The sequence below is a fragment of the Lysinibacillus sp. FSL K6-0102 genome, assembly GCF_038003545.1.
GTDB classification, from domain to species: domain Bacteria; phylum Bacillota; class Bacilli; order Bacillales_A; family Planococcaceae; genus Lysinibacillus; species Lysinibacillus capsici.
In genome coordinates this window covers 4,441,262-4,454,711 of sequence record NZ_JBBOPH010000001.1, presented here as the reverse complement: position 1 = coordinate 4,454,711, position 13,450 = coordinate 4,441,262, and the positions used below count along the sequence as shown (strand labels likewise).

Below are 13,450 nucleotides of genomic sequence, written 5' to 3'. Positions count from 1 at the left end.
GGCACAAGTGCCATACTGCTTTGCTATTTTCATTTAATTCATAACAGGTGTTAATTTTGTCACTACAATGCTATTGATCGCATTAATATAGGCTAATGCACTTGCCTTAAGAATATCTGTATCTGCTGCTTTTGCAATATACTTTTCGCCTTCATGCTCAATCGTAATTTTTACTTTACCTAAAGCCTCTTTGCCTCGTGAAACACTATTGATATTATATTCCACTAGTTTTACATCCATATTTGTAATTTCTGCAATGGCTGAATAGAGGGCATCAATTGGACCAGAGCCTACTGCACTAGCTTTAAATACTTCGCCGCCTTTTCGAACCTTAACACTTGCTGAAGGGAAGCTTGTATTGCTGACGACTTGTAGATCATCAAAATCAAAGAATTGCTCACTATAATGTGTAGCATTTTTATTATTGGCATCATGTTTTTCATAATAGCTTTCAACAATAACATATAAATCGTGATCATATACTTCTTTCTTCGCATCGGCTAGCTTTAAGAATCCTTCGAAAATACCTTCAAATTCCTCTGTTGAAAGATTAGTAAAACCTAATTTTTCAAGAGCATTTTTCACTGCATGGCGACCAGAGCGAGCTGTTAGTACTAGCTCCATATCATCAAGACCTACATCCTCAGGATGGACGATTTCATAAGCATCACGCGATTTTAACAAACCATCTTGATGAATACCAGAAGAATGGGCAAATGCATTATCTCCTGTAATGGCTTTATTGACCTGTACATCTAAGCCCATAAAGCTAGAAACAAGACGTGAAGTATTCATAATTTCTTTTGTATTAATACGTGTTTCTGCATTGTAGACGGAGCTACGAGTTTTAAGTGCCATGACAACTTCTTCTAATGCAGCATTACCTGCGCGTTCACCGATACCATTGATTGTACACTCTACCTTATCTGCACCATTTTTAATTGCAGCTAGCGTATTAGCCGTTGCCATGCCAAGATCATTGTGACAATGAACGCTTAAAAGAACGCTATCATCTAAATTTTTCATACGGTCATTTAATTTAAAAATCATTTCTCCAAATTCCTCTGGCTCTGCAAAGCCAACCGTATCAGGAACGTTAATCATCGTTGCGCCAGCTCTCATAACAGCTTCAATTGTTTTCCAAAGATATTCAAAGTCAGAACGAGAGGCATCCTCTGTGGAATATTGAACTTGCGGCAATAATGTTTTAGCGTATTTCACAGCATCCACGCCAATTTGTAAAATTTGATCTTTTGACTTGCTGAATTTTTTCTCCACATGAATATCAGAGGTTCCTAGTACCATGTGAATCATCGGGTTTTGAGCATACTTCACAGCATTATAGACAGCATCAATGTCAGCCTTTACAGCACGTGCTAATGCTGTAATCATAATGTCGTTTGTATTGCCAACCTTTTCAGCTACAGCTTTGACGGCATCAAAATCACCTTGAGAGGAAGCGGGGAATCCAGCCTCAATAATATCGACACCTAATTTTTTCAGCTGCTGTGCGATCTCTACTTTTTCATAAAGATTTAGCTTTGCTCCAGGCACCTGTTCGCCATCACGTAAAGTTGTATCAAACACCCAAATTTTTCTTCCCATTTTCAAACACTCCTTTTTAGTGATTAGTATCTAAAATCTACACTTAGGCCAATAAGTCATTAAAAAAATAAAAAAACCCGTCTCTATTTAAAAATAGAGACGAGTTTATGCTCGCGGTACCACTCTAATTGACCTTCTCTTTATAGAAAAAGTCCCCTTATCGACAGCTATCACTGTCTATCCTGTTAACGGGGGAAACCGACATCCCTTACTAAAAAGTTCAGGGAGTAGCTCATGGACGAGTTCAAAATGTGTGCCTACCGATTTACACCAACCATCGGCTCTCTACAAGTACACAATCACTTTTACTATTTCCAATCTTGGCCTGCAATGTGTTGTTGAAAGCAATATTACTTGGATATTAACTGCCTGTCAATAATATTCTAAAAATTTATTAAATTCTGTCTTAAGTAATGTCTATTTTATTAAAAATTTGATATTTGGTGAAGTGTAAAATAAAGTGGTGAAGAATGTATTTACTAGGAAAAAATGGTGAGTAGGGTTAGCATACGATAGGTAGAAAAATCATGCTATTTTTCTTTGTATGAAGAAACTGCTCGTTTTCTATAAACCTAAAGAAAACGAGCAGTCTTTTATTCTAGCTTAAAACGAGAGACTTGCGTGTGAAGTTCTTCTGCCATATTTGAAAGTGTTGCTGCTGAAGCAGCTACTTCTTCGATAGTAGCTAATTGTTCTTCGGAAGCAGAAGCAACATTTTGTAAATTAGATGAGGACATCTGTGCAATAGTTGCAATTTCATCAAAGGAAGCATAGATTTGCTCTGCGCTAGAGGACATCTCCTCTGACACTGTCGTTGCTTCTTGGATTTGCATGGATACTTGCTCAATCAGCTCAACAATCTTAGAGAAACCTTCTTCTGCTACCTTCACTACTTGCATACCAATTTGAACCTCTTGAGTTCCAGTATCCATCACCGTTACAGCACGGTTTGTATCCTGCTGTATTTCAGAAATCAAGGTAGCGATTTGCTCAGCGGATTTTTTTGATTGCTCTGCTAGCTTTTTCACTTCATCTGCAACGACTGCAAAGCCTCGTCCATGATCGCCTGCACGAGCAGCTTCAATGGCAGCATTAAGTGCTAATAAGTTTGTTTGTTCTGCAATATCAGTAATAATGCCAATGATATTGCCAATTTCAATGGAATGCCCGTCTAGATTTTTAACAACACTTGCTGACTCTAAAACAGCCGTGTTGATTGTTGTCATCTGAGAGATAACACGATGTAAAGAATCATTCCCTTTCTTAGCCTCTGAATTTGTTTCGATTGCCAGTTCAGAAACAGCCGCAGTAGTAGAAGCTAATTGTTGTATACCCTTTGTCATGTTTTTCATTGCTTCTGAGCTTTCAGTTGCGTTTTTCCCTTGAGCCTCTGAGCCACTAGCAACCTCTTGAATAGAAGAAGTGATTTGTTCTGTAGCCTGTATAGTTTGCTCTGCACTAGCTGTTAACTCAGCAGCAGAGCCACTTACTTGTACAGTGTTTTGGCGCACATTCGTAATTAAATCCTTTAAATTTGTAGCCATTTGATTAAACGCAAGCGCTAGATCACCTACTTCATCACGATTCTTTATACGAATTTGTTCAGCTGTTAAGTCACCCTCAGCTATTTTTTTCGCAGCTTTAGCCATACCGTTAATTGGACGAGACATTAGACTACCAACAACCATAGCAATTATCAGACTTATGACAACAGCAAAGACTCCAAGAAGCATCATTTGGAGCTTGATGTCTTGAATTTGATTGGATGTAGCAGCCATTTTACCTTCTACATATTCATTTTGATAATTAGAAAGGTTTTCAACACGTTCATCGAATTGTTTAATAATTAAGCGTCCTTGAGTACTATCCAATTTTTCGTACTTCTCTGTTTCTCCAGCAGCTTTTAACTCAAACATACGATCTGCAAATTCTTGCACATTTTGCTCACTTTTATTAATAGCTTCAAGCATCTTAATTGATTTTTCTGAATCTAAAGTAGCCATTAATTCTTCAGATTTTTGTTTGAATTCCTCGCGTGAGGCTTGATTACTTTGAAAGTTTTGTTTGTCTCCAAGTAGTAAGTAGCCTCGCATGCTGACAATTTCCTGTTTTGCAATCACCCGTAATTCCTGAATACTTATAGATTTAGTAGTTTGTTCCTCCAATAATGTACGATAGGTCTTATTTACAGAATCAAGCTGTTTTATATTTAAGCCGATTGTTGTAACGAGTACCAAAATAACTATAAAAAAACCGAGTAATAATTTCTTGTAGATAGTAAATCGCATAGTTGAAATATCCTTTCTCAGTAATTAGTAGAAATGTTACAAAATAATGAAATATGTATATATATCATTTATATCAGATTATATGAATTTTACAAAGTATTATGAGTATTTCTACAGTAATTAGTAGTTTGAAAATGGGTATAAATTATATATGAAGTAATAAAAAAAGTAGATTTTATCGCTATAATGCTACTAATAATAGGGATAATTAATGGTGCATGTTGAATATTAAGTCAATTTTCATAAATTTTGAAACTTTAATAGTAGTCATAACGTAGATGTAGTAAAGGAAAAGAACAGGGGTGGAGAAAATGTATAGGCCAATTTTAAAGTTACCTAAAACAAGATCAGAAAAGATATGGGACTATATTGGTGGTAGTATATTTATTTTATCCATCTTTTATATTATATTGGCATGGGGCAAGTTGCCTGATGAAATACCTGGTCATTTTAATGGATTAGGTGAGGTGGATCGATGGGGATCAAAAATAGAATTATTCATTCTTCCGTTCATCGGTTTATTTTTATGGATTGTTATGTGGCTGCTAGAAAAAGCACCTCATATGCATAATTATCCGTCACGTTTGGATGAAAGTAATGTAAAAGCATTTTATTTGAATAGCAGAAAAATACTAAATCAAGTAAAAAATATCTGTCTCATTTTATTTGCTTTTATATCGATTCAGATGGTTCGTATTGGTCTTGGTGAGGTAAATTCATTAGGATGGTGGTTCCTACCCATTGTATTGATAGGAGTATTTATCCCAATTATTAAAGGGTTTATAACAAGCTCCAAAATAAAATAGTGAGACTCAAACGCTTAGGTTACCCTTAAGCGTTTTATTTTTGTGAAAAAATTTTTATAGTGTGTCACAAATGGCTGTTGATTTCAGTTATATAGGCGAAGAAGGGAAGATATAAAAGATTTCTCCAAGTAACTCGATGACATTCAATAATATTTTTAAGATTTTTTATCTAGTGTCACAAACTTCTAATAATTTCAGTTATATAGATTGGAGAGGGGGGACAACATTGACTACACGAGAACCATCAAAAGAGCGAGCTGATATAGATATTCAATCAATCGTGGAGCAAGTTCAATCAGGGGATACGCATGACTATGCAGAAATCATTCGTTGTTTTCAAAAGCAAATTTATATTTATTGTTACTATATGCTAGGAACCAAAGAGGAGGCGGAGGATGCTTCGCAAGATATTTTTATTAAAGGACTAGAGAATATTCATAAATTTTCTTATACGGTTTCCTTATCGGCGTGGCTTTATAAAATCGCTCACCACCATTGTATTGATGTCATAAAAGCAAAAAATAGGGGCTATAAATTTTGGCTAAGTGTGAAGCGAGAACAGGTGAAACAGACGCAAGCACCGATACCTGAATATGATGAGATGGTGCATAGGCTATTGGAAAACTTACATGTAGATGAAAAAAGGATTTTACTGCTTCGTTCTATTGAAGAATATAGCTTTGAAGAAATTTCTGAAATTATGGATATGAAACCAGCTACAATAAGAAAAAAATATGAACGATTACGCAAAAAATTAATAAAGGAAAATAAGTTAGGAGGTGGATTTTATGAGCATTCATTCAAAGCAGAAGGATAAAGAAATGGCACGAATAGAGCTGCTAATTCGAGAAACACCTGTAGAAATTGATTTGGTTGATCGTGTAATTAGTAAATATGAACGTAACGAGCAGCCACAAGTAGTAAAGCACCAGAAGAAATGGCACTATAAAGTTGCTTTTGCAACAGCCATGCTAGTTAGCTTACTATTTATTACATCATTTATTTCACCAACAATGGCTGCAACGCTTAAACAAGTGCCTGTACTATCCTCAATTTTCCGTCTCGCTGGTGATTTGGGGTTGCAGATGGCTGATGAAAAAGGACTTTCTACAAAACCACAGGTAAGTGTGACACAGGAGGGGTTTACATTAAGTGTATCGGAAGTAGCGTATGACGGTACACGTGTTTCAATTGCTATTGAACGCCCCTATAAAGAAGATCAGAAAGAAGCTTTAATGGATTGTATCAGTAATTATAATTTGTTTATAAATGATGAGCCTATTAATTCTTTTGCTCCGAGTGAGTCCAATTCTATTAGTGGTTTTATGTACCCTGGTAAAGATAATGCTTCTGTCATTATTGAATTTTCAGATCTGAGAAATCAGGGAGGGAAGCCTTTCCCAGAGCAATTTGATTTAACCATTCAAGCTTTTGTCAAAGGTATAGAAAACCCCATTGAAATTGATATTCCTGTGAAAAATAAAGTGAAAGACTATGTAGCTTTAGCACCAAATATAAGTCGACAATATGACAATATTCATTTGACTCTTGAAAAGGTCAAGCTAACACCAGTTACAACAAGTATCACAACACGGATGGTTTTAACTGATAATTCAACGTTCACTGATAATTTAACACTACTAACAATGGGGATAGTTATTATTGATGAGCATGGTCGTGAAATTGAATTAATTGGAGGAAACGGTTGGAACGCTACCAATGGAAACATTCATCTTGATGATCTTCGGTACACTCCTTTTGAATCTGTTCCAAAAACAATAACCTTAAAACCCTATATCCATCTTTTCAAGGAAAACGAAAAAGGTATGTTTCAATTGGATAAAAACGGTTATCCGAAAATTCAATATATACCTGAACTAGAGATCACTATACCAGTTCAACCATAAAAATAATTGAGAAAGTGTAGTAAAAGCTCACTTTCTCAATTTTTATTTTTCTATATTTATATAAAGTAGATGGATATTCAGTTATACTAGCAAAACAAGGCTTTTGAATAATCTATAGTATATGGAGTATATATAAAGAATAAGTTTTCAATCCTAAGAAATAAAGGGGAATAGAAGATGGCAGTAACGTTAGTAAGGCATGATGTGAAGTATGCTGAGGCTATGCATGCGTTGTCTTCTATGCCACAGGTTCGAGATGCCCTAGGCTTACCTGCTGGCAAGGTAGAAGACACAATTCATTTTATTAAGCGTGAACGTATAGATGAAGAAGAAGGTAAGACCGTCCCTCGTGTGATTTTAGATGAGGAGGGGCAAGTCATTGGTGTGACATCATTAATGTTTATCGATCGTCATAAAAAGAGCTGTCATATCGGCTCTTGGCTTGGCTATCAATTTTGGGGGAAGGGCTATAATCTTGAAGCAAAAACGGCTATTTTAGATATTGCGTTTTTTGAGCTGGGATTATCACGTGTTTTTGCAGGAGCCCGAAAGGTTAATATCCGTTCACAAAAAGCACAAGAAAAGCTACCTTTTGTTCGATTAGGGGTGGAAAAAGATTATCCTGAGGAGCATTCGTGGTTAGAAGTGAAGGAAAAGCAACCATGTGTGTTAAATGTTTTTGAACGAGAAGATTATGTCCGTTATCGAACATCCCTAGAAAAGGTAGAAGGAAACCGAGAAGCCTTTTTACCTCAGCTTTTATTAGCTGATGAGAGTGAAGTGGCAGTTCGGAAATATTTAGATAAGGGTACATTATATAAAATTAATTGTGGAGAACTGTTGGTGGGAGTGGCATTAGTCATTCCTCAAACTAATACTACAATTGAATTGAAGAATATTGCTATTGTACCAAAGTATCAAGGGAAGGGAATAGGCAAAGAGATATTGCGACAGCTCACTGAAGAATGTCAAAAGGATGGTTATCAAACGGTATTAGTTGGAACGGCGAACTCAAGTATTGATAATATCGCTTTTTATCAAAAAGCAGGCTTTCGCATGGAGGCTATTGAAAAGGACTTCTTCAGTCATTACCCAGAACCAATTTATGAAAATGGTATTCGTGCATTGGATATGATTTTCTTTTCAAAGCAATTATAAGCAAACTTCTAAAAAAAATACCCGTTCAACAAATGTTGAGCGGGTATTTTTATTTACCGAGCAGTAGAGCCATTAATTTTTCCTTAGAATGAAGGAAATCGTCCAAGGTGTATTGATCTAATACTTTCAAATAGGCTTGCAAAGCTTCATACAGTACACCCTTTAATTGACATTCTGGAGCTATTTTACATAGGTTATTTTCTTTGTCGAAACATTCTACAAGATGAAAATCCTCTTCTGTATGACGAACAATTTCACCGATGGTAATGGTTTTTGGATCGATAGCAAGGCGAATTCCACCGCCACGTCCACGGATTGTTTCAATGTAACCTAATAACCCGAGCTGGTGTGTCACCTTCATTAAATGGTTTTTCGATATATTATAAGCATCTGAGATCTCTTGAATAGTCGATAATTGACCATCTTCCTTTGCGCCTAAATAAATAAGTGTGCGCAAAGAGTAGTCTGTGTATAAAGTTAAGCGCATCTAAACACCCTACTTTCTATAATTCAAAATAATTATAGCATTTTTACATTGAAGTATAATATCTACAACCTATTTTTAAAGATGTATTTAAAATACATTAATTATGTCTATTTTGTTAAAGATGTATTTTATATATTGCTTTAAGAGAATGAAAGCGTTATATTGTAATCACGAAAGGATGGTAAGCGATATGTTAAAACAAGAAACAATTCAAATTATTAAAGCGACAGTACCTGTATTAGAAGTTCATGGTGTTGAAATCACAAAGACGTTTTACAAAAATATGTTTCAAGCTCATCCAGAATTACTAAATATTTTTAATCACACGAACCAAGAACAAGGCCGTCAGCAAACAGCATTAGCAAATACTGTTTACGCTGCAGCAGTTCATATTGAAAACTTAGAAGCAATTTTACCAGCCGTAATGCTTATTGCACATAAACACCGTAGTTTAGGAATTTTACCTGAACATTACCCAATTGTGGGTGAAAACTTATTAAAAGCGATTAAAGAAGTACTTGGTGATGCAGCAACTGATGACATTATTGGTGCATGGGCCGAGGCTTATGGCGTTATCGCAGATATTTTCATTCAAGTAGAAGAAGAGTTATACCAAAAAACTGAGAACAATGGTGGTTGGCGTCTATTTAAACCATTGAAAGTGGCAAAAAAAGTTGTAGAAAGTGACTTAGTAACTTCTATTTATTTTGTAAATGAAGATGGATCACCACTACCAACTTATGAACCAGGTCAATACATCTCTATTCGAGTGAAAGTGCCAGGAGAAGAGTATTTAATGAACCGTCAATATACACTTTCACAAGCGAGTGCAGAAGATGGCTATCGTATTTCGGTGAAACGTGAAAGTGATCATACGCCAAATGGTAAAGTGTCAAATTATATTCATGATCAATTACAAGTTGGAGATTTGGTAGATGTAAGTGCTCCAGCCGGATTATTTGTGTTAGAAGAAACGGCTGCACCAATTACATTTGTAAGTGGAGGTATCGGTGTAACACCTTTAAACAGTATGCTGCAATCTCTAAATGATAATGCAGTGAATGAAGTGAACTTTATCCAATGTGCTCGTAATGAGAAGGTTGTAGCGTTCAGTGATGACATTCAAAAGAAAGTAAACGTCTTACCGAATGCATCCTATACAGCTTTATACTCTGATGAAGACAAGCTTATTACAAAAGAATTGCTGGCTGAAAAAGTTGCTGATAATGCAGATGTATATGTATGTGGCCCTGTAGGCTTTATGGAAGCGGTTATTAAAAATTTACAGGAAATTGGCGTGAAAGATGAAAAAATTCACTATGAATTCTTTGGGCCAGCCATGCAATTAGCTAAATAAAAATAAACTCCCTGCTATGAGTAATAACTCGTAGCAGGGTTTTTTGTTGAAATAATAAGGAAGCAGATAGATGAGGTTAAAGCGATAGGGAGAACATTGTAACTCGCAATTGCAGCATTTTAAAAAAGATAGAAGCTTTATGTTGACAACATACCTATAGGGGTATAATATAAATCTCGTAAGGAAGTTCAATCTATCGTTTGAAAGGGGGCATAACAGAATGGCGTATGGCTCAAACACTGCAAATCGTGTGAAACGTATGGAAGGTCAAATGCGGGGTATTTTACGCATGATGGAAGAAGGTCAAAGTTGTAAAGATGTTATTACACAGCTATCTGCCGTGCGTTCTGCTGTTGACCGGACGATTGGTGTCATTGTAAGTGAAAATTTATTAGATTGTGTATCGACTGCTGAAGGCAATGCTGAAAAAATGAATGCTGCTATCCAAGAGGCGATGGACTTGGTCGTGAAAAGTCGATAACTTGATATACCCATAATCGTATAAAAAGGAGGACTGGTCATATGGAAATATGGATTATTATCGCGCTTGTGGCGGCCTTTTTCGTTTGGCGAATGAAGCCAGCGAAGGGCGTTCAATCAATTTCTACAGCCCAATTAAAAGATATGCTGAATGATAAGGATAAGATATTTATTGATGTACGCACGCCTGCTGAGTATAAAGGTCGGCATATCTCGCAATTTAAAAATGTTCCGCTTGGGTCGAGCTTTAAAAACCTTCCGAAGGATAAAGAGATCATAGTTATTTGTCAGAGTGGTATGCGAAGTAGTCAGGCTTGTAAGCAACTTAAAAAGCAAGGTTTTGAGCGTGTTTCTAATGTTCGTGGTGGAATGAGTGCATACTAGGAGGAGAAAAAAGTGAAAGAAATTACAGCAAAAGAAGTTCAACAAACGATGGAGCAAGGAGGGAAGCTGAATCTTATTGATGTGCGAGAGGTAGATGAAGTAGAGGCTGGCCACATCCCGGGCATTATTCATATCCCGCTAGGTTTATTAGAGTTTCGACTACCTGAATTAAATAAGAGGGAGTCGTATATTATGGTTTGTCGATCAGGTGGACGAAGTGCTCGGGCTACTCAACTATTAGAAAGTAATGGCTTTAATGTAACTAACATGATTGGTGGTATGTTAGCTTGGGAGGGAAAAGTACAGTAATAGGTTAAATCTATATTTTTTTGATTAAAATAATACCCTTATAGGTATATGGAGGTTATGAAAAGTATGAAGGCGGATTTTCAGCTAGATGCCAAGGGTCTTTCTTGCCCGATGCCGATTGTGAAAACAAAAAAAGCGATGGCTGATTTAGTAGATGGTCAAATTTTAGAAGTAGCTGCGACTGACAAAGGATCTAAAGCTGATATTGCGGCATGGGCTGAAACTGTAGGTCATCAGTATATTGGTACTTTAGAAGATGATGGTGTACTGAAACACTATATTCGTAAATGTACAAACGACCAAATAGAAGAAATGACGTTTGATCAAACAATTGATTTAGAGCAAATCACAAGTCGTAAAGGATTAATTCTAGATGTACGTGAGGAAGCGGAATTCGCTTTTGGGCATATTGCGGGAGCAAAATCGATACCAATGGGCGAACTGGAGACACGACTTTCTGAGCTTGATAAAGAGCAGGAGATATATGTTATTTGTCGTACTGGAAAACGCAGTGACATGGCTGCGCAAAAGCTGGCTTCACATGGTTTTACGAAAGTATTTAACGTCTTACCAGGTATGACATCCTGGTCAGGCGATTTAACAAAAAACATTTAAATTGGAGGAATTTTTTTATGTCGAACAAAGTAGCAATCATTGCAAGTAACGGTGGTTTATTTGATGCGTATAAGGTATTTAATATCGCAACAGCTGCGGCAGCTTCTGAGAAAGAGGTAGCTATCTTCTTTACATTTGAAGGTTTGAATTTAATTCATAAGCAAGGTATGCATGCATTACCAATGCCAGCTGGAGCAGAACACTATGCTGAAGGGTTTACAAAAGCAAATGTGCCAGCTATTCCTCAACTAGTGGAAATGGCACAAGAATTAGGTGTGAAATTTATTGCTTGTCAGATGACGATGGATGTTATGGGTTTAACTACTGAAGATTTCATTGAGGGTATTGAAGTGGGAGGAGCCGTAACGTTCCTAGAATTCGCGAAAGACGCAGCACCGTCACTTACATTCTAGTGACCTACCTATAAAAGCGGAGAGGGCACCCCTCTCCGCTATAAAAAACATAAAAACAATACCAATGGGGGTAAAAGAGATGTCAATTCAAAAATGGAGCGCGTCACAAGTAGCTAAAAAGGTTATTCACAATGAAGAGTTGTTTATTTTAGATGTTCGTAATGCGGATGCATTCGAAGATTGGAAAATCGATGGACATCGTTTTGAGTACTTAAATATACCGTATTTTGAACTGTTAGATGGTATTGATAATATTTTACCGAATATCCCAACTGATAAAGATGTATTAGTCGTTTGTGCTAAAGAAGGATCGTCTTTAATGGTTGCTGAAATGTTAGCTGAGGCAGGTATTGAGGTTGCCTATTTAGCTGGAGGTATGAAATCCTGGAGTGAATATTTAGAGCCAATTAAAGTAGGTGATTTAACAGGCGGTGGTGAGCTTTATCAGTTTGTTCGCTTAGGAAAGGGCTGTCTGTCTTATATGGTCCTTTCTGAAGGTGAAGCAGCTATTATTGATGCTGTACGTTTTACAGATGTGTTTATAAATTTTGCAGAACATAAAAATGTCCAAATTAAACATGTTTTTGATACACACTTACATGCTGATCACATTTCAGGTGGGCGCCATATTGCAGAGATGACAGGCGCAACCTATTATTTGCCACCTAAGGACGCTGAGGAAGTTGTGTTCCACTATACACCATTAGTTGATGGAACGACTGTTCAAATCGGTGCATCAAAAATAGATGTAGGAGCTATCTATTCTCCTGGTCATACGATAGGCTCTACTTCATTTGTTGTTGACAGCAAATATTTATTAACAGGAGATATTTTATTTATCGATTCAATCGGACGTCCTGATTTAGCTGGCCTTGCTGATGACTGGGTTGGAGATTTACGAGACACGCTTTACAAGCGTTATCGAGAATTGTCTGATGAACTTATTGTCTTACCAGCACATTTTATGATTATTGATGAGCTGAATGAAGATGGGACGGTTGCTAGACGACTAGGGGATTTATTTGTACAAAACCATGGATTAAATATTCAAGATGAAGAAGAATTTAGACGTGTGGTAACAGATGAATTACCTCCACAACCAAATGCTTATCAGGAAATTCGTCAGGTGAATATGGGGAAAATCACACCTGCGTTAGATGAGCAAACAGAAATGGAAATTGGACCAAATCGCTGTGCAGTACGATAAAACATGCTAAAGTGCAATGAGTATGCATGTATGCTTATTTTATTTAAATTTCGTGAATTGAAGGCGCTCATCCTTCATGAAGATATAAAACAAGAAGAACCGGCAAAATCGCTTACAACCTTTGCCGAGTTGAAGGAGAATATGATGAAATCAAGTTTACAACTAGATGCAAAAGGCCTTTCTTGTCCAATGCCTATTGTGAAGACAAAAAAAGCAATAGATACCCTAAAGTCTGGGGAAGTTTTAGAAGTTCAGGTGACAGATAAAGGAGCTTTAGCGGATATTCCTGCTTGGGCAAAAGCAGGAGGTCATATCATTTTAGATCAATCTGAAGAGGCTGGCGTTATTACATTTTTCATTCAGAAAGCATAGGGCTGATTGAGGGTTGTCTATTACAGTAGAACAACCCTTCTTTCCTTTTGTTGAATACAGCC

At 36.6% G+C, this 13,450-nt stretch carries 15 protein-coding genes and 1 other annotated feature; of the genes, 12 read left to right on the top strand and 3 right to left on the bottom strand.

The window, feature by feature from the left end:
- Positions 1-33 precede the first annotated feature (33 nt).
- Together NYE73_RS22595 and NYE73_RS22590 are read right to left on the bottom strand one after the other, a co-directional pair.
- A complete protein-coding gene (locus NYE73_RS22595; protein ID WP_036079516.1) occupies positions 34-1,605 on the bottom strand; it encodes a 2-isopropylmalate synthase in 1,572 nt (523 codons plus the stop codon).
- 92 nt (positions 1,606-1,697) lie between these two features.
- Positions 1,698-1,936: a binding site (T-box leader), on the bottom strand.
- Between the two features lie 262 nt (positions 1,937-2,198).
- Positions 2,199-3,893, bottom strand: coding sequence for a methyl-accepting chemotaxis protein (locus NYE73_RS22590; RefSeq protein ID WP_259950531.1), 1,695 nt, complete (start codon positions 3,891-3,893; stop codon positions 2,199-2,201).
- Positions 3,894-4,204: 311 nt separating this feature from the next.
- On the opposite strand from NYE73_RS22590, the gene NYE73_RS22585 reads away from it, so the two are divergent.
- The 4 genes from NYE73_RS22585 (at position 4,205) to NYE73_RS22570 (ending at position 7,764) form a co-directional block, all read left to right on the top strand.
- Positions 4,205-4,699: a DUF1648 domain-containing protein gene (locus NYE73_RS22585; protein ID WP_259419937.1), complete on the top strand. Its 495-nt coding sequence runs from the start codon at positions 4,205-4,207 to the stop codon at positions 4,697-4,699.
- A 226-nt stretch (positions 4,700-4,925) separates the two neighbouring features.
- The gene (locus NYE73_RS22580) at positions 4,926-5,516 is read left to right on the top strand and encodes an RNA polymerase sigma factor (protein ID WP_048394121.1); all 591 of its coding nucleotides are present in this window, start codon (positions 4,926-4,928) and stop codon (positions 5,514-5,516) included.
- Positions 5,488-6,606, top strand: coding sequence for a DUF4179 domain-containing protein (locus tag NYE73_RS22575; protein WP_115673140.1), 1,119 nt, complete (start codon positions 5,488-5,490; stop codon positions 6,604-6,606). The genes NYE73_RS22580 and NYE73_RS22575 overlap by 29 nt, the downstream gene beginning before the upstream one ends.
- Positions 6,607-6,783: 177 nt before the next feature.
- Positions 6,784-7,764 (top strand): GNAT family N-acetyltransferase, encoded by a 981-nt coding sequence (locus NYE73_RS22570; protein WP_048394125.1) that lies wholly within the window; start codon positions 6,784-6,786, stop codon positions 7,762-7,764.
- Between the two features lie 49 nt (positions 7,765-7,813).
- On the opposite strand, the gene NYE73_RS22565 is transcribed toward NYE73_RS22570, so the two are convergent.
- On the bottom strand, positions 7,814-8,251 hold the full coding sequence (locus tag NYE73_RS22565; protein WP_048394127.1) for an Rrf2 family transcriptional regulator: 438 nt from the start codon (positions 8,249-8,251) through the stop codon (positions 7,814-7,816).
- Positions 8,252-8,441: 190 nt separating this feature from the next.
- On the opposite strand from NYE73_RS22565, the gene hmpA reads away from it, so the two are divergent.
- The 8 genes from hmpA to NYE73_RS22525 all read left to right on the top strand — a co-directional run bounded on the left by hmpA (position 8,442) and on the right by NYE73_RS22525 (position 13,388).
- A complete protein-coding gene (gene hmpA / locus NYE73_RS22560; protein WP_054549641.1) occupies positions 8,442-9,608 on the top strand; it encodes an NO-inducible flavohemoprotein in 1,167 nt (388 codons plus the stop codon).
- A 220-nt stretch (positions 9,609-9,828) separates the two neighbouring features.
- Positions 9,829-10,089, top strand: coding sequence for a metal-sensitive transcriptional regulator (locus NYE73_RS22555; protein WP_048394130.1), 261 nt, complete (start codon positions 9,829-9,831; stop codon positions 10,087-10,089).
- Between the two features lie 41 nt (positions 10,090-10,130).
- Positions 10,131-10,472: a rhodanese-like domain-containing protein gene (locus NYE73_RS22550; protein ID WP_066037989.1), complete on the top strand. Its 342-nt coding sequence runs from the start codon at positions 10,131-10,133 to the stop codon at positions 10,470-10,472.
- A gap of 12 nt (positions 10,473-10,484) precedes the next feature.
- Positions 10,485-10,781, top strand: a complete 297-nt coding sequence (locus NYE73_RS22545; protein ID WP_048394133.1) for a rhodanese-like domain-containing protein — start codon at positions 10,485-10,487, stop codon at positions 10,779-10,781.
- Between the two features lie 48 nt (positions 10,782-10,829).
- Complete coding sequence (locus NYE73_RS22540) at positions 10,830-11,396, top strand: sulfurtransferase TusA family protein (protein WP_175400768.1); 567 nt, start codon at positions 10,830-10,832, stop codon at positions 11,394-11,396.
- 17 nt (positions 11,397-11,413) lie between these two features.
- On the top strand, positions 11,414-11,809 hold the full coding sequence (locus tag NYE73_RS22535; protein WP_048394137.1) for a DsrE/DsrF/DrsH-like family protein: 396 nt from the start codon (positions 11,414-11,416) through the stop codon (positions 11,807-11,809).
- A 79-nt stretch (positions 11,810-11,888) separates the two neighbouring features.
- Positions 11,889-13,016 carry an MBL fold metallo-hydrolase gene (locus NYE73_RS22530; protein ID WP_048394139.1) on the top strand — a complete coding sequence of 376 codons (1,128 nt, stop codon included), beginning with the start codon at positions 11,889-11,891 and terminating at the stop codon, positions 13,014-13,016.
- Between the two features lie 141 nt (positions 13,017-13,157).
- Positions 13,158-13,388: a sulfurtransferase TusA family protein gene (locus NYE73_RS22525; RefSeq protein ID WP_112118009.1), complete on the top strand. Its 231-nt coding sequence runs from the start codon at positions 13,158-13,160 to the stop codon at positions 13,386-13,388.
- Positions 13,389-13,450: the final 62 nt, after the last annotated feature.